We start from the raw sequence: 21,393 nt of genomic DNA, 5'->3' as shown, positions 1-21,393 counted from the left end.
ACGGTAAATTGAGTGTTTGAGCTTAAGTTGACACCAATGTAGCTTAACTACAGCCTACAAATCTTTCTGGGGAATATCTTCGTGAAACTCTATCATCAATTGCATGGTTTCCACAGCTAAATCACGTAAGTCTCGATTTAGAAATACAACACCTTGAGAACCAAACCAACGGTCAAAAATCGCAACATATTTGGGGTTATCGTTGACAAATCCTTGCATAAACTTGACGAGGGAATAGTTCACTGAATCGAGGAATTTAGAGTTATTCTCAGGAACCATACAAGCAATTCCTTCTCGTGAATAGGGACGAGGAGGTGCGATCGCAAAACTATCTTGATTTTTTGCTGTTTGTAACCATCCCTCTAAAAGAATACTATCGGATGCAAAAGCGTCAATTTTACCCTGTTCCAAAGCCGCAAATCCTTCTGCTCTAGTCTTAAAATATACAAGTTTGACTTGGGGTTGTATCTGCTTGATGGCTTGTTCATTGGTAGTTCCAGCCAGCACACCCACACGCTTGTTAATGAGAGATTCAGGCGAACCTAAATTGCTGTCCTTCTTAATTAAAATTTGCGTACCTGTGACACCATAGCTGATTGAAAAATCAACCTTTTTATCTCGCTCCCAAGTAAAACTACTCGCATCACAGATAATATCAACTTGTCGATTAATTATCTTGGGAATTCTTTCTGCTGGGGTAACTCCAACTAATTTAAGTTGAATTTTCTTGCCTAATTCTTTTTCTAACTGCTTCTGGATCAAAGTCAGCATATCCACAGAATAACCAATCAATTTTCCTTGACTGTCAGAATATGCAAAGGGTAAAGCATCTCTACTTGTACCTGCTGTTAATACTCCTGTTCGTGCTACTTTTTGCATCACAGTTTCTGCCCCTGCAACACCAGGTAGGGATGCTGATAATATCAAACCGAATATCGCACTATATATCTTCGACTTAGTAAAAGCAGGTAAACACGAGAGATTTATTTTAGTACTAACAAACATATTCAAATATTTGGGCATCCACAGTATCAAAGTAAAAAAATTATCTCTGTGAATTGCCAAGTAAGCAGTTCTAGAAATGATTCTTCACATTAGAGACTTAAAGGAAACCTTTGTGCTGGCAATTTACCTTGTATTAAAGGAGATTCCCTACCTACTCTTTTTTATCCTCATCTCCCAACATTTTCAGTAATTTTCTCGCAGCTAGAATACCTACAACTCCTGCGCCAACTATTTCCGCTGCTTGCACCACTTTTTTACCGACATCATGAGGGTCAAGGTGGTGATGGAAAATCTCTTCATCCACCCATTCCGTTGTTGCTTTAAAGTCGTGAATTGGTGTTGGCAATAGCGTTAAATAAGTGCCTTGACGGATTAAATGCCCAGATTCGCCTGCAACTTCAAAAACATTGAAAAGGTTAGCAGCAGCATCATTTATCCCCAATTTCAAAAGAGTTCCTCGGATGTTAACCTTAACAGGTTTGAGGTCTTCTCCTAGAGCGATCGCTTTCAAATTCTGGGCAATACTGGCTCCTTGCTGATAAGCCACTTGAGCCGTAGGCGGTAGCGAATTATCCTGAACTGCTGCACAATCACCACCGACAAAAACTTCTGGAAAATCGAGTAATTGTAAGGTGGGAGTAACTAAAAGGCGATCGCGACGATCTCGATGTTCTTTAGGAATTGGCAAATCTTTAATCAGTGGATGGGTAGAAGTGCCAGCAGTCCAAACTGTAGTATGTGTAGCTAATGTCTCAATTTGCTCGTTACGCTTATATTGAATTGAGTTGGAACCAATAGCAGTAGCTTCTGCTTCCACAATCATCTCTATTGGCACAGCACGTTTGTTCAATTCCCGTTCGGCAATTTCACGCAATGGGTTATTTATATCGCCATCAAGGATTTCTTTACCATGATTGAGTAGTACTACACGAATTTCACTTGAATCTCCTCCCAAAGCGCTATACCAATGTGGGAGAAAATCAGCTAGAGTAGCTGCCATTTCTACACCACTTGCACCACCACCAACAATGACTACTGTTAGTAGTTTTCGGCGTTGTTCTAAATCTTCAGTTTGGACGGCTTTGTGCAAACAATCACGTAAATGACGGTCAAGAGCGATCGCATCTGCTTGCGTCCAGAAAGGAAAGGCATTAACATTAGCACCTTCAACTTGATGATAGCCAGTAACGCTGCCCAAGGCTAATACTAAGTTGCTGTAATTATAGGAGTTTCCCGATACTAATTTGACTTCCCGTTGATGCAAGTCTATCGATTGCACTGTATCTTGCACAAAGATGACACCACTACCTTTAAGTAGTTCCGAAAAACGTGGGACTACCTGAAAGGTATCCATCTCGCCATCGAAATATTCATATAGTAGCGGCTTAAAGCAAAAGCGCTCGTCTTTATCAATCAAGATAACAGAACGAGGATAATGTTCGTGAGCTAAATGTAAGGCTGTAAATAGCCCTGAAAAACCACCGCCGACAATCACAGTTTGATAAACTGGGCTGTTCATAAAATCCCTCACAAATGTTGTTAAATCAGATAATGAAAGCTTTGCTAGATGAATAAAAACAAAGCTATCAAAATAGCGCTGAGGAACACAGCAAATGCAATAGCATATTCAACTCTCTGACTAAAAAATCCGACAGCAGCAATCAGAGCGATCGCTAGCCCAATAATGCCAGCGTATTGCTCTTTTTGTAATCCGCGTGCAATTAATGGATCTTGACTTGGTGCTGGAGTTTCTTGAATTGTTTTTAGGGTACGTTCGGAGGCTGGTATTTCTTGTAAGAATAGATTCATCACATTACTCCTTAAAATACTGGAATTTATGAATTTTTTTATGCCCGCCAAAGGTAGAGAAGCGAGAAAAGAAAGACCCAAACTACATCAACAAAGTGCCAAAAAAGAGTAGTCGCACTTGTCCCGAAGTGAGTTTTATTATAGTTGCCTGGGATGAATGAACGAATCAGCATAATTATCTGAAGCACAACACCAGCCAGGACGTGTAGACCGTGGAAGCCTGTTAGTAAGTAAAATGTCGAACCAACTAATCCTGTAGTAATCTTGAAATCGAGATTTTTCCACTCAATTAACAGACCAACTAAGAAGTAACTTCCCATTGCGATCGTTATTAACCATAGCCAACGAAATTTTGTGAGTTGATTACGCTTGAGGGCATTTTCTGCTGGTTGAATGACAAAGCTACTAGAAAGTAATACTACCGTATTAATAATCACGAGTGTAGACAATTCCGGTCCCGAAATACCAGGCGGTAGCCAGTTTTTACTATTCAGTCGTAGAGCAACATAAGTAAAGATAAAACTCAAAAAAATGATGCTTTCTGACAGCAGGAATACGGTGAATCCGAACATTCCTTTACCATGATGATCTTCATGACTGCCACCACCACTTGGTAGGAAGCGCTGTAACCAATTTGGTAAGCGTCGCCGCCACAAATCAAAACGGATTGGACTTTCATCTATATGAGTACGACGCATAATTCGTAATACTCGCCAAAGGCGAGAAGCAAGCTACGTAATTCGTAATTCGTAATTAAAATCAGTCTAATTTCTTACTCCATGTTGTTAGAATTTTCGATTACTGAGTACTTTGGATTGCCGTAGTCATAAGGAGGTCTTGTGACAATTGGAATCTCTTCAAAGTTATCTCGCGGAGGTGGTGAAGAGGTTGTCCATTCCAATCCAGTAGTGTGCCAAGGATTATCAACTGCCCTCGGCCCGTAAAGCCAAGAGCCTACTATGTTAGCAATGAAAGGCAGTGTGGATGCTCCTAGTAAAAATGAAGCCAAACTAGCGATGACGTTCCATCCTTGATACTGTGGTTCGTAGGAAGAAACTCGGCGTAGCATCCCTTGTAAACCTAATGGGTGCATGGAGAAGAAGGTGATATTGGCAGGTATAAAGGTTAGCCAAAAATGTAATTTGCCCCAACCCTCGGCATACATTCTTCCAGTTATTTTGGGAAACCAGTAGTAAATTGCCGCGAAGATTGCCATTGTAATCGTGTTAAAAACGATGTAATGGAAGTGTCCCACAACAAAGTAGGTGTTATTAACATGGATATCAAAGGGCGTGGCAGCAAGCATTACACCAGTAACACCGCCAAAAATAAACATGGCTGCACCTCCCATTGCAAACAGCATTGGTGTCTCTAGATGTAGCTTGCTTCTCCAGATGGTGGCAGTCCAAGCGAAGGCTTTAATACCGGTGGGTATGGCAACTAACATTGAGGTAGCCATGAAGGTCATCCGCATCCAACCGGGGGTTGCACTGGTGAACATGTGATGTGCCCAAACGAAGATGCTGATAAAAGCAATACCCAAGGTTGCGATCGCCACTGACCGATAACCAAATAGGGGATTGCGAGAAAATGCAGGCAGCACCTCAGCAAAAATACCGAAGGCTGGTAGTGCCATGATATAAACTGCTGGGTGAGAGTAGAACCAAAATAGATGTTGATAAATGATCGGATCGCCATTCCCATCCGGTTTAAAAAATTGTGTACCAAAGGATAGGTCAAACAACAGCAGTACCAATGCACCCGTCAAGGCAGGTAAATTAATCAGTTGCAATAACTGGGCACTGAGAACCGACCAAACAAACACAGGCATCCGAAAAAATGTCATCCCTGGGGCCCGCATCCAAAAGATGGTTGTCACAAAGTTGACAGCCCCCATGATTGAAGAGATGCCTATCAAAACTAAACTGACTATCCATAAAAATTCACCGTTAATCAGTTCACCGCCTGGGATTTGCAGACTAATTGGTGGATAAGACCACCAGCCAGATTGTGCAGTCCCATTTGGCAGGAAGAAGCTAGATAGTAGTAAAAGACCTGCGGGTGGCAAAATCCAAAAAGAGATGGCGTTGAGCAGGGGAAAAGCCATGTCCCGCGCTCCAATCATTAACGGTACTAAATAGTTAGAAAGCCCTGCATTGAAGGGAATAATCCACAGGAAAATCATGATTGTCCCGTGCATGGTGAACAAACCGTTATAAAGCGGGCGATCGACCAGATTCGATTCTGGGGTGAGCAACTCAGCCCGGATCAACATCGCCAACAGCCCGCCAATCAGGAAGAAAATGAAGGTCATCACCATGTACTGAATTCCAATCACCTTATGATCGGTGTTGAAACTGAAATATTCCCGCCAATTATTACCCTCTTGGTTCTGATAATTTTTCGATTCTCGATCCCCGGTAATATCTTGACTAAAATCATGTGTCATTATTTTGCTTCCTTTTATTGGCAATGCCAGGTTGAGCAGGTGTGACGGTATACCAGCCGCTATTAAACAATGTTTTTGGTGGTTGGATATTTTCGGCAACTGCCTGATTTACAGGGGTTTGTTCGCTATTAGCAGTTTGCGTGAGCCACTGATTATATTGATTGAGGGATTCAACGTATACATCCGTTTCCATTAAGGCAAAGTAAGTACCGCTAAATTGAGAATCTTTCAGCCGATATTTGCCTGCACGAATGGGCGTTAGCACAATATCAATGTCGCGTCCTGGAATAATATCCTGCTTTAAGCGAAACTCAGGGACGTAGAAACCGTGGATTACATCCTGCGCTTGCAGATTTAAGCGAGTGCTTTGATTAATAGGTAGATGCAGTTGATTGCTAGTAACATTATTTGGATAACGAAAAGACCAATCCCACTGCTTAACGAAAACATCAATAGTTTCAGATGCAGGTTTAGGGACATCGCTGATGGTTGCGGCAGAGGCAGATTCTATAGGTGTATGCAAATGCACAATTTGCTTTAGACCTAAAATATTTAACTGCTGATAAATATTGAAGCTTTGAAAGGCAATCCACACTACTAACAAAGTCGGGGTTGCTGTCCACAATATTTCTAGCCTCGTATCACCTCTAGAGGGGTGTCCCTCGGTGTAGTCTTCTGGAGGGGCGCGATGGAATGCGATCGCATACACCATAACGCCAACTAGCCCAAGTAAGATAAATGCTCCAATTGAAACTAAGAAGCTAAATAAATCATCTACCCGTTGTGCTTCTGCTGTAGCTTGGGGAGGCATCCAAGAAAACGCTTGTTGCCCAATCCACCGACTGACGACGAGCAACACTGCTACATAAACCGCTATTAATACATATTCAAAAACACTAAACATAAAATTTAATAAATTCTCGTTTAATTATTTGGTGTCAACATTTTTAGAAATCGTATTAGCAGCAGTAACATGAATCCCAAATTCTTCTCCCAATTGCGCCCCCAATGTTCCGTGGACGAATAATATGCCTAGCATCGCAATCCCTGCTAACAAGTAACTCCACTGCACCTGTCTGGAAGCATCCTTACGCCAGCGATAGCGTTGCCAACCTCTCCATACAGTCATAGTGACAATAATCGCCAACAGCAAAACGCCACCCAAACCATGTAAAAGCATCGTCCAAGCAGGACTCAACCCCCAAGCACTCTTTTGATCTACTGGTGGATTTGCCAAAAGTAGCTCAAAAAAACCAGCCGCAACCGTGAAAAATGTAATAGCTGCTGCTGCTATGAGGTTGTACCAGCCGACATCAAAAAAGCTAGAACGGATGGCGGCCAATCCCAGAAATTTGAAAATTGGTTTTTCTAAAGAAAACAACACTCCTGCTATGTCAAAAATGATGGCAATGATGAACAAACCCAGCGTTAGATGCACCAACTGGGGATGTAAAGGAATCTCGTAGGGTAATCCGTTAGCACCCAGCCGCAATCTCAACTGCTCAATCAGTTGTGGGTTCATGGTGAAACTCCCTGTTTCAAAGCTTGAACTACAGGCTCAACGTGCAACCCATACACCCAAAACAGTTTACTCCCCAAATACACTTGCAAAAATACTAGGCAGACTAACAATGTTGCAACCCCCAGATAAGCTGGTGGTACTTTTCGGGGGCTGCGGTTGCGAATCACAAAACGCCAAGCTGCGATCGCGGCAACCATCGCCGCTAATGACCAACCCAAGACGGTATGATAATTCAGCGTTGACTGGGCTGCTTTCTGGGCTTGTGCTAGTCCGGCTTCAAACTGGCCAAAGATAATTGCGATGAAAATTGCGATCGCAGCAACAAACATATTCCAAAAACTCACCTCAAATAAACGCACGTTGCGGGTGAAATAGCCTAGAACATCACACACGAAGGAAAAAAGCACCATTGCAATCACAAAGTGAACGATAATTGGGTGCAAAGGATCGGGGTATGGTAAATTTTGGCTATTCAGAGACAGAGCAGGCATCGCTTTTTCCTTATAAGTCTAAGTATTTAGATAGATGCTATCCGCCTAACGCATCATTCATATTGTCAAGAATGCTAGTGCTAAAGCCGCATATCAAGTAATTAAAAAAAATTCAAAAAACGTGATACATTTAAAATTTTAAAACATATTTTAAAATCAGAATTTTCTCGTATCTACTGTTTTTTAGTAATTATTTATTTAAACATAAAAACTAATCACAATAGCTAGACTTTTCGTCTATTTAGTATACCAATCGATATCAACTCAAACTGATAAACTAGCTTTCTCTGAATATACCATAAATTATTGTTCAGATTGAAATAGCCTTAAAATCTATAACTTAACAAATCTTAGAAAGAAAGACATAGTATTGTCATAAGAATGACAAACAATTAAAATATTGGTCAGTAAAAGAATATACTTTTCTCTTTCTCTGGATAGATTAGTAAAATACTAAGTTCTCTTAAAATACTAAAAGATTTTGTTAGTCTCATCGATATTTTAACGATTTGATAATCTAAATTTGCTCAGGCAATACTACACAAAGCAAGCAAAATTATCATATTATGCAAGCCTTCAGCCACTTACAAAGAATACACGTTTGAAAAGTATTGAAAGCATTATGAGCTATTCCCCTTACCTGCTTAAAGGTCAAAAAGCACTGGTGACAGGTGCTAGTTCTGGGATTGGTGAAGCCATTGCTCGCAATTTTGCTGCATCAGGTGCAGCAGTAGCCATCAACTACCATTCTGAAGCTGAATCAGCCCACAAAATTGTTGATGATATCAAAGCTAATAATGGAGAAGCATTCGCTATTCAAGCCGATGTCAGCAAAGAAGACCAAGTAAAAGCGATGTTTAGCAAAACGCTTCAAGAATTTGGCACTATTGATATTTTAGTAAGTAATGCTGGCATTCAAAAAGATTCAGCATTTATCGATATGACCATTGAGCAATGGAATGCAGTTATTGGGATAAATCTGACGGGACAATTCTTGTGTGCTAGGGAAGCTGCAAAGGAATTCTTGCGTCGAGGTGTGAAGCCTAATATTTCTTGTGCAGCAGGTAAAATTATTTGCATGAGTTCCGTGCATGAAGTAATCCCTTGGGCTGGTCATGTTAATTATGCTACTAGCAAGGGTGGTATTAATATGATGATGAAAAGTATTGCCCAAGAACTTGCCCCCCATAAAATTCGCGTTAATAGTATTGCTCCTGGTGCTATCAAAACCCCAATTAACAAATCAGCTTGGGATACTCCCGAAGCAGAAGCAAAGTTACTAAAACTGATCCCGGCAAAACGTGTAGGAAATGTTGATGATATTGCCAAAGCAGCAGTTTGGTTAGCCTCTGATGACTCTGATTATGTTAACGGTACAACACTATTTATTGATGGCGGCATGACCTTGTATCCAGGATTTACGGAAAATGGTTAAAGGCAAGAGGCAATAGGAAATAAGGCTTTTTGAGTTGTAGGGGGTTTTTTCACGCAATCAAATATGAGTCTCATAGTAAAGCTATCTTATACCTTCTGATAGTTTACTTTTAACTGTCAGACACGAGATTGTATGTGGGATGCACGATGCACCTAAGTTTCTGGATAGCTCTTATTTACGCTCATGGCAACTGATTCATCTAAAAAAACAATCTTTGCAGCGATAGGGTCTAACTTAGCGATCGCAATTACTAAATTTATAGCCGCCTCCATTACTGGCAGTTCCGCCATGATTTCTGAGGGAATTCATTCAGTTGTAGATACAGGCGACCAACTTGTACTTTTGCTAGGACTGCACAGAAGCCAAAAACCAGCAGATGATAGCCATCCCTTTGGATATGGTCAAGAACTTTATTTCTGGACTTTTATCGTTGCTATCCTGATCTTTGCAATTGGTGGTGGGATGTCAATTTATGAAGGAATTACTCATTTAATTAACCCCAGCCCTTTAGAAGATCCAATATGGAATTATATTGTATTGAGTATCGCAATAATATTGGAAGGCTTTTCTTGGACTGTAGCTTTAAAAGAATTTTTGCCGACCAAGGGTAAGGAAAATTTTTGGCAAGCAATCAAAAATAGTAAAGACCCAACAGTATTTACAATATTATTTGAGGATACTGCCGCAATTTTAGGCTTAATTGTGGCTTTGATCGGAATTTTTTTAGGACATTTATTTAATAATGTTTATTTTGATGGTATTGCCTCTATTATTATTGGTATTATCTTGTCTATAGTAGCAGTCTTACTAGCTAGAGAAAGTAAAGGATTATTAGTTGGTGAAAGTGCTAATCCTCAAACTATAGCCAATATCCGTTCTTTATCAAAAACAGAACCAGGGGTACAAGAAGTTATTCGGGTACTAACAATGCAACTTGCTCCACAAGAAGTATTACTCAACTTGGAAATCCAGTTTTCTAAAAATCTCACAGGCGAAGAAATAGCATTAACTGTAGAACGTTTATAAATAAAAATTCGCCGAAAGCATCCAGAAATAAAACAAATTTTTATTGAAGCAAAGTCTTTAGCTGCTACTCGCAAATATTCTCAACCTTTCAATTGAAGGAGAATTTTGTTTCGATAAATATCAACTACAGCATTTCCAAATAGCACTCAAAGCTTATCGGCACAATCAATTATGGTAAAGATTATTGGTCAAGCACAGGCTTTTGGTTCACCAGGTATCGAGCCTCGATGGACTCATGCCAATAAAGATGCAGTCGGAACAGCTTATTTTACCTCTAGTCGGGTTTGGTTTACTGTTTGCAACGGTGTTGTGACAGAAGTCTACCACCCCACAGTAGACAGACCCCAAATTCGAGATTTGCAATATCTAATTTCTGATGGCAAAAGCTTTTTCCATGACGAGAAACGGCATCTGGAATCAAAAGTTGAACAGATGTGGACTCATGGTTTAGGATACCGCGTCACTAATTCTGATCCACAAGGGCGTTATGCTGCGATCAAAGAAGTGATTGCTGACCCCCATTTCTCCTGTATTTTACAACATACAAAGTTAATAGGAGAGAGCGAGTTTATCTCGCAACTCCAGCTATACGCTTTGTGTGCGCCACATTTGGAAGTTGGCGGCAGAGGTAACAATGGTTACGTCATAGAAGTTGCTGGACATCGGATTCTAACGGCCGAGAAAGCAGGAAGATGGATGGTGCTAGGTGCAACGGTTCCCTTTGCCCGTCTTTCATGTGGTTATGTTGGTCAAAGTGATGGGTGGACAGATTTAGCTGATAATTTCCAGATGGATTGGGAGTTTGACAGTGCTTTGGATGGCAACATTGCTTTGACTGGACAACTAAATCTAAATGAGAGTCACGAGTTCACTTTGGGACTAGCATTTGGTACAACTCTGCACAATGCAATTTCCACACTGTTTCAGTCGCTAAATATTCCTTTTCAACAGCAGAAGCAACATTATATCGAACAGTGGAAGCGATGTCTAACGACAAGCCGCTTTGCATCTACGCGCCAGGGCATCAAACCATTAGAAAATATTTCATTCGATGATGGTAACTTGTATCACCACAGCATTAGTCTGCTTTTGGCCCATGAAGACAAAACTTATCCAGGTGCTTTAATTGCTTCCCTAGCAATTCCTTGGGGTGAAGCCAAAGACGACCAAGACCAAGGGGGATATCACCTTGTCTGGACGCGGGATATGGTTAGCAGTGTATCAGGTTTATTGGCTGCTGGGGAAACTGAAACAGCAGTGCGATCGCTAATCTATCTGGCCACGAGTCAGCAGGAAGACGGCGGTTTTGCCCAAAATTTCTGGGTTAATGGGGAACCTTACTGGAAGGGTATTCAACTAGATGAAGTGGGATTTCCTATTCTACTAGCATGGCTACTGCACCAACAAAAAATACCACTGAACTTTGATATTTATCCCATGATTTTACGGGCAGCAGGTTATTTAATTCGTCATGGCCCGGCTACCCAACAAGAACGCTGGGAAGAAAACAGCGGCTATTCACCTTCTACACTGGCATCTAATATTGCCGCTTTAATCTGCGCTGCTAAATTTGTTCGTGAACGTGGGGATGAAGTAACAGCACAATTTATCGAAGAATACGCCGATTTTTTAGAATGTCACGTTGAAGCTTGGACAGTTACTACCGAAGGCACTCTTGTTCCTGGCATCAATCGGCATTACATCCGCATTACTCCTACAGATATTAATAATCCTCAACCCAACGAAAATCCTAATCAGGGAACTATTTTGATTAGCAGTCAACCTCCTGGTGAACCAGCAGAATTTCCTGCGAAAGAAATTGTGGATGCAGGCTTTTTGCAACTAGTACGCTATGGAATTCGTAAACCTGATGATCCGATTATTGTTGATTCTGTCAAAGTAATTGATGCAGTCTTGAAAGTAGATACACCCGTTGGGCCTTGTTGGCATCGTTACAACCACGATGGCTATGGACAGCAAGAAGATGGCAGTCCTTACACTGGTTGGGGTAAGGGACGCGCTTGGCCTCTCTTGACAGGAGAGAGGGGACATTATGAACTAGCTGTTGGTGGTGATGTCAAAACATATATCAAGGCAATGGAAGGATTTGCTTCAAACACTTGTTTGCTACCAGAACAGGTTTGGGATGAAGGAGATAGACCTGAAAGCCATCTATATTTAGGAAAACCAACAGGTTCCGCCATGCCTTTAATGTGGGCGCACGCAGAGTATATCAAGCTGGTACGCTCAAATCATGACAATCAGGTGTTTGATTTTATTCCAGAGGTGGCGAATCGCTATTTAGGCGAAAGACAAGAGTGTAAATTATTGGAAATGTGGAAGTTTAACCGTCAAATAGACAAAGTTAAAAAAGGTTATACATTGCGAATTCACGCTTTAGCTTCTTTTCGGTTGCATTGGTCGCAGGATAATTGGCAAACCGTAAAAGATACGCCTTCTACTTTCACAAAATTAGGAGTGGACTTTGTAGATATCTCTGTTTCAAATAACCAACAACAGCCAATAAACTTTACCTTTTTCTGGATTGAAAGCAGCAAATGGGAACAGCATAATTATACAGTTTTAGTTGAGTAATTAGTCTTTCCAGAAAACATAATTATTATATGGCTAATATTTAATTTTTTAAAAATACCTCCTTCGTACAACTCAAAAAGCCTTTTTGCCTATTGCCTATTGCCTTCCCACGAATTAACTTAAACAATCAAAGCGGAAATTCTAGAAAACTTTCCTCAACGATCTAAAATTTTATGATCAGCCAATTTTCTCGTCGCGTAATCAATGTAGTATCTCTAGTGTGGTCTAATGACTCATCTTATCGGTAAAAAAACTGTTTGGCAGAAATTAGCTTTAAGAATTTTTAGTATGGCATTGCTGCCTACACTAACTACTTATCCCGCTTTCGGTGCAGAGCGCCTAAAATTTAGTTATGGTGTTTTAGAAAGGTCTATCCCCATTAGTTCGCTTGAAAACTATGCTAAAACAGGCAATGTAGATGATGATTTTGCTGGATATAGTAAGTATGTAGACAAAAAACAACTAACTCAACTGCGGAAAGTTTTACTAACTCGCATTCCCTTAAATGAAGTAGAAATTTCGCAGTTCCTTTATACACCAATTGGTGAGCGATTATTACAAAGATTGGGGAAAATTATTCAGACAGAATCTAGATTGTCAGGCTTTTATGCAATTCGCTCGGCACTAATTTTATCAGCCGCAGATCAAAAAGATTTTACTCTTTTAAATATATTACGCAAGTTTCCTGCAAGCTCAATTTCAATTAACTTAAACCAGACTTTAGAAATAGCAGAGACATTACAAGATTTAGTAAATCAAACTCAAAATGCAGTAGCACTTATTAACGAAGAATCTCAACAAAATGTAATTACTGTTTCTAAGCTTGATTCTATTACCTTGATGGACTTAGGAAAAACCGGAAGTTTTCGTTTCTTAAAGCAAACCATTACTCTTAATGACCTTACACGTAATAGAAGATTCTTAGCTGATATTTACCTCCCAGTTGCTCCAACTCCTCGGAAGATAATTGTTATTTCGCATGGACTTGGTTCTGACAGAACAAGTTTTGCATATCTAGCTGAACATCTCGCTTCTTATGGTTTTGTGGTTGCGGTTCCAGAACATCCGGGTAGTGATTCAAAACAACTACAAGCATTATTAAAAGGTACAACAAATCAAGTTACTAATCCTAGAGAACTTGTTGACAGACCTTTAGATATTAAATATTTACTAGATGAACTCACTAGGTTATCTAAGTCTAATCCAACCTTTCAAGGACGTTTAAATTTAGATCAAGTTGGTGTAATAGGGCAATCATTCGGTGGATATACAGCGTTAGCATTAGCCGGTGCAAAGATCAATTTTGAGCAATTAAAAGCTGACTGTTCAGCTTTGGAAGATACGTTAAATGTTTCGCTATTACTTCAATGCTTGGGTGTTAATTTACCAAATTTCCAATATAATTTATCGGATACAAGAATAAAAGCAGCAATTGTCATTAATCCAGTTGGTAGCAGTATTTTTGGTCAAGCTAGTCTTAGCCAAATCAAAATTCCTGTGATGATTATATCTGGCAGTTCTGATACTGTTGCTCCGGCTTTGTTAGAACAAATTCAGCCTTTTACTTGGTTAACAACTTCAAATAAGTATTTAACGCTGATCAATGGGGGGACACACTTTTCTACGATTGCCGAATCACCTAATGCAACTATTCCTATTCCTATACAAGCAGTCGGTTCAAGTCCAGCCTTGGCACGTCGCTATGTTAAAGCTTTAAGTGTTCCTTTCTTTGAAACGTATATTGCTGGACAGCCAAGTTACCTTCCATACTTGAGTACAGAATATGTTAATAAAATTAGTCAGCAACCACTACCGTTAAGTCTAATTACATCTCTGACATCTGAAGAACTAAAACAATATAAATAACCTCTAATCAAGATGAAGCAAACGTGCTTTGTGCATCTACATTTTTGGGTTATTTATTTTTTTTACTCCCTAATGCAATAATTTCTTCAAAGCAGAAGTAGTCTACGAGATTGGTTAGTGCCACGATCAGATGAGCGTGTTGCTCAGGAATTTGCTTAATCAGCATAAGAATTTCTTTAGCATTTATTCGAAGCGCTGCCTGATGCAATTGCTCAATCCAGTCGCTAGGCATAACGCTTAAATCTGCAACCGTTAATTTCGGTGTGATGAATGAAGCGTTAGAAGGCCAAGATGCTTTTTCCTGATTTTCTCGTTCATCAGCATAAACATAACGAACACCCAAATATTCAGCCATCTTTTCAAAAATTACGGTCGTCCGAAATGGCTTACGCACAAAGTCATCAAAACCTACAGACAGCGCTGTTAAGCGGTCTTCCTCAAATGCGCTTCCGGTCAACGCAATGATAATTGGGGTTTGAGCGCCTGCTGCTTTAATATGTTTGGTTGCCTCAAATCCGTTCATAATTGGCATCCGTAAATCCATCCAAATGAGGTGAGGCGACCAATTTTGCCAAAGTTCGATCGCAGCTTGACCATTTACCGCTTCCCGTACCTCAAAGCCAACGGGTGTTAATAACTCAATTAGAAGCTGCCGATTTTCTAGTTTATCCTCAACAATCAGAATGCGATAGCTGGGTTGTCCCTTTTCTAAACCAATAACTTGCCGACTTGGTGCAGGCGTTGGCAAGGTATCCATAATTACTGCACGAGTTCGGATATCAAAGGTAAAAATTGAGCCTTTTCCTAGCGTGCTATTTACCCTGATATCTCCGCCCATGAGCCGCACAAATCGCTGGCTGATGGGTAATCCAAGTCCAGTCCCTTCTTGAGCTTTTTGTCCCGCCTCTGTTTGGACAAATGGCTCAAATAGACGATTAAAGTCAGAATCAGCAATACCGCAACCTGTATCTTCGACGCTGAAGTTCAGGGTAATGGGTTCATCTGGTGTGATGTTTTGGTGAGGAGTTTCTACCCGCAAGGTTACTTGACCGAACCGTGTAAATTTAATTGCGTTTCCTAATAGATTAACTAGAACTTGGCGTAATTTACTCTCATCGGCACAGATGTATTGCGGGATGGTTGGCGATCGCTCCAAAATGAGTTTTAATCCTCTCGATTGGGCTTTCAATGCAAACATCTGTTGCAGGCGATCCAAAAGCCCGTAGAGGTCAAAATTTGTTTCGCTGAGGATAACTCGACCTGCTTCAATTTTGGACATTTCCAATACATCATTGATTAAGGTCAGTAAGTCTTCGCCACTGCGGTTGATCGTGTCAAGATATTCCTGTTGCTGTGAGTTGAGCGATCGATTTCGCAGCAGCAGTTGGGTAAAGCCAAGGATGATGTTAAGAGGAGTCCGCAGTTCATGACTCATATTAGAGAGAAACTGGCTTTTGGCGAGGTTGGCAGCATCTGCGGTTTCTTTGGCTTGCTTGAGCGCGGCTTCGGTTTTTTTCAGCTTGGTGATATCACGAGCCACCCAAAGTACTGTATTGTCAGTTAATGGCGAAACACTAGCTAAAAACCAAGTTTCTCGATTCTTGTTTGATAAGTGGTATTCAACAAAAACATTTTTGCGACTTCCATCTGGGTTTCTGGGTTCTTCTCTCAGATGCAACGCTTGCTGAATGGCATCAAGTATTAAATTGGCGATTTCTTTTGGTAAAACTTCATCAACTTTTTTGCCAATGCGATCCATATCAGGCTTATAAGCGAAGGATTGTGTTAGCACATACTTTGTTTGCACATACTTTTGGTAACGTCCCTCTGCATCAAAAACCACTACCATATCAGTCATAGCAGCGAACATTAACCGGAGTTCTGCTTCGGATGTTTTTAGTGCTGCTTCTACTTTTCGGCGACTCTTTTGGGCAGCTTCGCTAACGCGAATTTCCCTCTGAAGTTGGGCATTTTTCTCACCGAGTTCTATGGTGCGTTGCGTGACTCGGCTTTCTAATTCTTCGTTGGTTCGTGCTAGGGCTAAAAAGGATTCACGCAACTGATGGGCCATAAGGTTAAAAGACTCCGCCAAAGAGTTTAGCTCGGTTGTACTGTTCACAGAAACCTTTTGGTCTAAGTTCCCGGCGGCGATCGCTTTGGCTGTACTTCCCAGTCGGAGAATTGGCTGTGTAATCCAGCCGGCTGTCAGAATGCCCAATCCAGTTGCAAGTGCAAAGGCACATAGACAAAGTAAAATTGTGGAACGGGTATTCGCATTAATTTGATCCATGAAATCCCGTTCTGGGACAACTACAACGATTAGCCAGTCCAATCCCTGCTGCTTCATCGGTACAATTTGTAAAAATTGCCGTTGACCCTCAATGTCAAAATCTAGTTGTTGTTTTTCGGTAATCTGGGTTAAGTCTACAAAGTGTTGCTGCAAAAAATCAGCAGTACGTCGCGTCAAAATATCACTACTGGCGATCGCCTGAACTCGAACCGGATTCTGATCTATGATTGGGGCTGTCGGATTTGCAATTACGTAGGGTTGTTGAGTGGCAGAACTCCCAACCAATAATCCTGTTTGGCGTTCTAGGATGAAAGTTTCACCCGTTCGCCCGATTTTGAGACTCCGCAGATATTGACTAATCCCAGTCAGTGAAAAATCGACAGCAGTAACGCCGAGCAGATTGCCGCCATCATCATAGATCGGCAAGCTGGCATTTAGCACATATTTGGGTGTGGCAAACAGTTTATAAATTCCACCCCAGCTAGGTGTCTTAGACTTAACTGCCGATTTATACCACGGACGAGTCCGAGGATCGTAATTAGGCTTGGATCTTAATAATTTAGTGTAATGTCCCGGTTGGTCTGCGGCGTAAATCCGAATTTCATTCCCAGTGGACTTACCTGAAAGTTTCACCTCAAACTGACCATCATCCGCCCTTTGAACTGCAACATGTTCACCATATTCTGACCCAAAGTAAACTGCTGTCACTGTGTCAAAGGTCTTCAGTTGATACCAAAGGTGTTGTTCTAATGTTAATAATTTTTGGATATTAAGTTCACCCAGCTTAATGGCATTAGCATTTAGTTGATTGATTTTATGAGGCGTTTCAACATATACCTTTAGGTACTGCTGGATTCGAGCTGTGATTTCATTTCGGAGTTGGATTGCAACTTCATTAACTGCTCGTTGCCCATTATGTATTGATAGCCACCCAGTTAGCCCTACGGCTAGAGAAATTTGCAGTACAAACGGCACTACAAGAATGTGGCGCAACTGCACATTTTTAGTAAGCTTTGAAAGTTGAAGGGTGAAAGAAGGCATATCCGAATTCCTGAAATTAAACAGCAATGTTGGGGTAATAATATTTACACAGAAGCCTCTTGATTTTGATGAATTCTATTTGGCATAATTATAGAAGATTAACTCTCTCAGATGATATTACCCTTTTGGGTAATATTGAAAACTAATACATCATCCTATTCTGTGAGAGTTTGAATTTATCTTTTTCTTAAAAAGTTCAGAATCCTCTAAGTCCTTCTCCTTTAAGAAACGCTACATATAGCTTGCTTGTACCGAGCTAACTCTGGTACGCTGCCCTAGCTACTCAATCTTGAAAAATCAAGCTAAAAAACGGATAATAATAAGGTTATAACTTGATTTAAAATTGTGAGAAAATTATGTAAAGTAATTAAAATAGAAAATTTTTACGTACTCAATTTCTTTTTAATTACTGCCAATAAAAATAACTTAAGTAGGTAAACGGATATAAAAAAATAATATAAATAAATGTAAATTTATCAGTGCCTTGGAAATTGCCAATATCATCAATAGATTTGTTGCATAGATGGAATTTATTATCACTTATAATCCATAATTTATTTACATTAAGTTACCACTAGCTTGATAATTAACGACTCTCTTAGCCCTTTGAGAAGTATGGAATTAAGCCAATCATCCAAGGGAGATATTCTCATAGTTGATGACACTCTAGATAATCTTCGCCTCCTATCAGCAATGCTTACCGAGCAAGGATACGAAGTGAGGAGTGTTACCAATGGTTCTATGGCGTTGATTGGCATACAAGCTCAACCTCCAGACTTGATTCTGCTCGATATTACCATGCCCGGAATGAACGGCTATGAAGTATGTCAGCGACTCAAATCTAATCCTCAAACACAAGAGATTCCTGTCATTTTTATTAGTGCGTTGAATGAGGTATTTGATAAAGTGAAAGCCTTTTCGGTTGGAGGCGTTGATTTTATTAACAAACCTTTTCAGATTGAAGAGGTGGTTGCTCGAATGGAGCATCAACTCAACCTTTGCCGCTTACAAATGCAACTCCAGGAGCAAAATCGGCGCTTGCAGGAGACAGAAGCAGAACTAAGGCGATCGCTCGATCATCAAAAAGCGTTGAATCAACGCATCGAGGAAATGGTGGCGCTAGAAGAACGCAATCGCATTGCGCGTGACATCCACGACTCTCTAGGACATTCTCTCGTAGCGCTAAATGTGCAAATGGAAACAGCATTAACCCTTTGGGAAACCGATCCTAATCGGGCGCGATCGTTTTTATCAGCAGCGAAAAAATTGGGTTCTGAAGCCTTGCAAGAGGTACGCGAATCAGTTTCGGCAATTCGCTCCGATCCACTCCACGGACAATTACTCGAAAATGCGATCACTAACCTTGCACAGGAATTTTATCACCTCACCGATGTCTTACCATACTGCAAAATTGATTTGTCACAACCGCTTTCCGATTCAGTAAATCATGTTGTGTATCGCATTATCCAGGAAGGGCTAACCAATATTTATAAACACGCCAATGCCACAGCTGTTCAAATTAGAATTCAAACAACGGCGGCGGGGCTATCGTTGATACTCCAAGATAATGGCAAAGGCTTTGAATGCGATCAATCCGTTGCCGGATACGGACTCCAGGGAATGCGAGAACGAATGGCTACAGTAAATGCCCAGCTAGAAATTGTCAGTAAACCGGGCGCGGGTTGTCGAATTGTTGCTAACTTTGCCAGAGATGAGGGAGGAGGAGGCTGACAGGTGTAGGTTTTTTATTTGTGCATGAATGGGCACTCTCAAACAGAGTTCTAAACGTGGTTCAAATAACGAAATTTCGTTCTTGGGTGGGAAATCAGAAATTAAAATTTGAGTTCTCAACCAACGGAAAAACCCTATTACAGCCACATTTGTTAAATACCTACACCTGTTCAGCCTACCCCTCCCCCCCTGCCTCTTCATTGAGCAGATTTTTCTTCAGCTTTTCTTTATTCACCCAATGTTGCATTTTTTTAAACATCTGTTACATTACTTTACAGACAGTTACAACTGCTATAACACTTGAACTTTGGAGTTTTACTCATGACAGGTTTTAAGAATCCTGCGCCTATTGTTTCAGAAGATCCTAATGCTGTGCGTTTTGGCTTCACTCCTCAAAGTGAAAATTGGAACGGTCGTCTTGCAATGATTGGTTTTTTATCTGCGATTTTGATTGAAGCTTTTTCTGGTCAAGGGTTACTCCATTTCTGGGGCATCCTCTAAATTGATCGTAGTAGGGGTAGATGGCTGTCATTAGTGTTTACTGAAACCAAAACCCTTTTAAAACCTCATTTCCAGGTTTAAGCTGGATGGGCTGCAACTGCTTACTGGCTTTGACTTGAAGTTGACATCAATGCACAGTTACGACCCCCTACTAACCGTCTAGATTCCACGCACATCATTCGTTGCTAATGTATGACGGCTGTTGAGATTGGTGCAAAATACCAGATTTTTCCGGTTAAGCCAAAATATAAGTGAATAACTACTTTACATTGAATATGTATAGCTAAAACTCATGGAAATACCCCAACGCGTATCTGTTCGCTACAAAGACGCGTCCTTCAATAGCAACGAGATCCGCTTAAGAACCTTCCGGCTTGGGTTACAAATATGGGAAGAACAAACCAAACCGAGAAAAACAGAGCTTTATCAGTTTATATCGTCTTGCTTGAAACAAGTTGATCGGCAAGATCGTTTTATGTTTTCTCTACTGTTCATAGAATTAACAGACATGATACGTAATTCTTCGCTAGAAAGGGGAACGAAAGAGGTTTTGATTAAAACAGCTTTTAGGGAGTTTGCTTGTGCGATAACAGACTTTGAAGACGTTGGCAAATAAAGTTAATCATGGGGGTGCTGGTATTTTGTAGATGTAGCCCACCCCGGCATCACTCTAACTAATCGAGTAGGGTATTTATAAGTAGGCAGCTTTCCAATCAGATTAGTTTTTTTGCTAAATGCGCGGATGGGTAGGTGTTGGGAAAGGGGTAACTAGAAAAATGGCTGAACTGTTCTATGTGCAAGAACTGGGGAGCGATGCCGGCGGCGGGCTACGCCTACGCATTTCAAACCATCCGCGCACCTTATGGAGACTAGTTTTCAGCCATTTGCCTCTAGCCAAATCACAATTCATCGTGTTATCATTTCAGCATTCGCGCAACCGAACCTCGAAAACCAAATAGGGCAAAGCTTTCAGAAGCCAGCATTGCAATTTATCAAAATCCCTATTAGGGATTGAAAGTAATATATTTTTGAGAATCATTTGCAGCGCCTTATTGCAATTTATCAAAATCCCTATTAGGGATTGAAAGTAATAGTGGTGTAGTTCAAGCACTTTATAAAGCACGATTGCAATTTATCAAAATCCCTATTAGGGATTGAAAGAAAGAGACAATTCGGGCGAGAACCATCCACAAATTGCAATTTATCAAAATCCCTATTAGGGATTGAAAGAAAACAGGTGATTGTCACGGGAAGATATCATCTATTGCAATTTATCAAAATCCCTATTAACTCAAGTTGCTAGTTACTCTGGAAGAGGGATGACATAGGGGTAGAGAAAAAAGAAAATCCCTCCAAACAGACAATGAGGAGGAAGATATGTTAAATGAAATAGTTACGATCTATTCTGTGATAGATGACCTATTAAAGGCGATTGGACATGATCAGGATATTCGTTGTGAAATGAGTGATGCAGAAATTATCACAACGGCAATAATTGCAGCTATGTACTTTAGTGGTAATCATAGTAAGGCTTGCAGCTACATGAAAGATCATAATTTGATACCACGAATGTTAGAAAAGTCACGATTTAATCGGCGATTGCATCATGTCTCAATGTTAATTAACGATTTA

General features: G+C 40.6%; 16 protein-coding genes, 1 pseudogene and 1 CRISPR repeat array. Of the genes and pseudogenes, 8 read left to right on the top strand and 9 right to left on the bottom strand.

Features of this window, described 5'->3' with window-relative positions; translation table 11 throughout:
* Nucleotides 1-54: 54 nt before the first annotated feature.
* From G1O98_RS05130 to G1O98_RS05095, 8 genes are all read right to left on the bottom strand, one after another.
* A complete protein-coding gene (locus G1O98_RS05130; protein ID WP_243458345.1) occupies nucleotides 55-1,005 on the bottom strand; it encodes an amino acid ABC transporter substrate-binding protein in 951 nt (316 codons plus the stop codon).
* 151 nt (nucleotides 1,006-1,156) lie between these two features.
* Nucleotides 1,157-2,524, bottom strand: a complete 1,368-nt coding sequence (locus tag G1O98_RS05125; RefSeq protein WP_163927583.1) for an NAD(P)/FAD-dependent oxidoreductase — start codon at nucleotides 2,522-2,524, stop codon at nucleotides 1,157-1,159.
* 44 nt (nucleotides 2,525-2,568) lie between these two features.
* On the bottom strand, nucleotides 2,569-2,814 hold the full coding sequence (locus G1O98_RS05120; protein ID WP_163927582.1) for a hypothetical protein: 246 nt from the start codon (nucleotides 2,812-2,814) through the stop codon (nucleotides 2,569-2,571).
* 38 nt (nucleotides 2,815-2,852) lie between these two features.
* Nucleotides 2,853-3,512, bottom strand: a complete 660-nt coding sequence (locus G1O98_RS05115) for a heme-copper oxidase subunit III (RefSeq protein ID WP_167306183.1) — start codon at nucleotides 3,510-3,512, stop codon at nucleotides 2,853-2,855.
* Nucleotides 3,513-3,586: 74 nt separating this feature from the next.
* Nucleotides 3,587-5,263: a cbb3-type cytochrome c oxidase subunit I gene (locus G1O98_RS05110; protein ID WP_163927581.1), complete on the bottom strand. Its 1,677-nt coding sequence runs from the start codon at nucleotides 5,261-5,263 to the stop codon at nucleotides 3,587-3,589.
* A complete protein-coding gene (locus G1O98_RS05105) occupies nucleotides 5,253-6,167 on the bottom strand; it encodes a cytochrome c oxidase subunit II (RefSeq protein ID WP_163927580.1) in 915 nt (304 codons plus the stop codon). Before G1O98_RS05105 ends, G1O98_RS05110 begins: the two co-directional genes overlap by 11 nt.
* 24 nt (nucleotides 6,168-6,191) lie before the next feature.
* Nucleotides 6,192-6,785 carry a DUF2231 domain-containing protein gene (locus G1O98_RS05100; RefSeq protein ID WP_163927579.1) on the bottom strand — a complete coding sequence of 198 codons (594 nt, stop codon included), beginning with the start codon at nucleotides 6,783-6,785 and terminating at the stop codon, nucleotides 6,192-6,194.
* On the bottom strand, nucleotides 6,782-7,276 hold the full coding sequence (locus G1O98_RS05095; protein ID WP_163927578.1) for a DUF2231 domain-containing protein: 495 nt from the start codon (nucleotides 7,274-7,276) through the stop codon (nucleotides 6,782-6,784). Before G1O98_RS05095 ends, G1O98_RS05100 begins: the two co-directional genes overlap by 4 nt.
* Nucleotides 7,277-7,898: 622 nt before the next feature.
* On the opposite strand from G1O98_RS05095, the gene G1O98_RS05090 reads away from it, so the two are divergent.
* The 4 genes from G1O98_RS05090 (at nucleotide 7,899) to G1O98_RS05075 (ending at nucleotide 14,198) form a co-directional block, all read left to right on the top strand.
* Entirely contained in the window at nucleotides 7,899-8,711 is an 813-nt protein-coding gene (locus G1O98_RS05090; RefSeq protein ID WP_163927577.1) for an SDR family oxidoreductase, read from the top strand.
* 183 nt (nucleotides 8,712-8,894) lie between these two features.
* A complete protein-coding gene (locus tag G1O98_RS05085; RefSeq protein WP_163927576.1) occupies nucleotides 8,895-9,737 on the top strand; it encodes a cation diffusion facilitator family transporter in 843 nt (280 codons plus the stop codon).
* A gap of 171 nt (nucleotides 9,738-9,908) precedes the next feature.
* The gene (locus tag G1O98_RS05080) at nucleotides 9,909-12,332 is read left to right on the top strand and encodes a glycoside hydrolase family 15 protein (protein ID WP_163927575.1); all 2,424 of its coding nucleotides are present in this window, start codon (nucleotides 9,909-9,911) and stop codon (nucleotides 12,330-12,332) included.
* A gap of 228 nt (nucleotides 12,333-12,560) precedes the next feature.
* Entirely contained in the window at nucleotides 12,561-14,198 is a 1,638-nt protein-coding gene (locus G1O98_RS05075) for an alpha/beta hydrolase (RefSeq protein ID WP_163927574.1), read from the top strand.
* A 49-nt stretch (nucleotides 14,199-14,247) separates the two neighbouring features.
* Here G1O98_RS05075 and G1O98_RS05070 read toward each other — a convergent pair whose 3' ends face one another.
* A complete protein-coding gene (locus G1O98_RS05070; RefSeq protein WP_163927573.1) occupies nucleotides 14,248-17,529 on the bottom strand; it encodes an ATP-binding protein in 3,282 nt (1,093 codons plus the stop codon).
* A gap of 615 nt (nucleotides 17,530-18,144) precedes the next feature.
* Here G1O98_RS05070 and G1O98_RS05065 point away from each other — a divergent pair.
* From G1O98_RS05065 to G1O98_RS05050, 4 genes and pseudogenes are all read left to right on the top strand, one after another.
* The gene (locus tag G1O98_RS05065) at nucleotides 18,145-19,260 is read left to right on the top strand and encodes a response regulator (RefSeq protein ID WP_163927572.1); all 1,116 of its coding nucleotides are present in this window, start codon (nucleotides 18,145-18,147) and stop codon (nucleotides 19,258-19,260) included.
* Nucleotides 19,261-19,581: 321 nt separating this feature from the next.
* Nucleotides 19,582-19,761 carry a chlorophyll a/b-binding protein gene (locus tag G1O98_RS05060; protein ID WP_012407782.1) on the top strand — a complete coding sequence of 60 codons (180 nt, stop codon included), beginning with the start codon at nucleotides 19,582-19,584 and terminating at the stop codon, nucleotides 19,759-19,761.
* A 292-nt stretch (nucleotides 19,762-20,053) separates the two neighbouring features.
* Nucleotides 20,054-20,377: a hypothetical protein gene (locus tag G1O98_RS05055; RefSeq protein ID WP_114080697.1), complete on the top strand. Its 324-nt coding sequence runs from the start codon at nucleotides 20,054-20,056 to the stop codon at nucleotides 20,375-20,377.
* Between the two features lie 365 nt (nucleotides 20,378-20,742).
* Nucleotides 20,743-21,061: direct repeats of the CRISPR family, unit length 37 nt; unit sequence ATTGCAATTTATCAAAATCCCTATTAGGGATTGAAAG.
* A 107-nt stretch (nucleotides 21,062-21,168) separates the two neighbouring features.
* Nucleotides 21,169-21,393, top strand: a pseudogene (locus tag G1O98_RS05050) (IS982 family transposase); the annotation flags it as partial.

This window comes from Nostoc sp. UIC 10630, assembly GCF_010747425.1.
Taxonomy (GTDB): Bacteria; Cyanobacteriota; Cyanobacteriia; order Cyanobacteriales; family Nostocaceae; genus Nostoc.
Note: the sequence above shows the minus strand (reverse complement) of the source record. Positions and strands in the feature narration are given on the sequence as shown.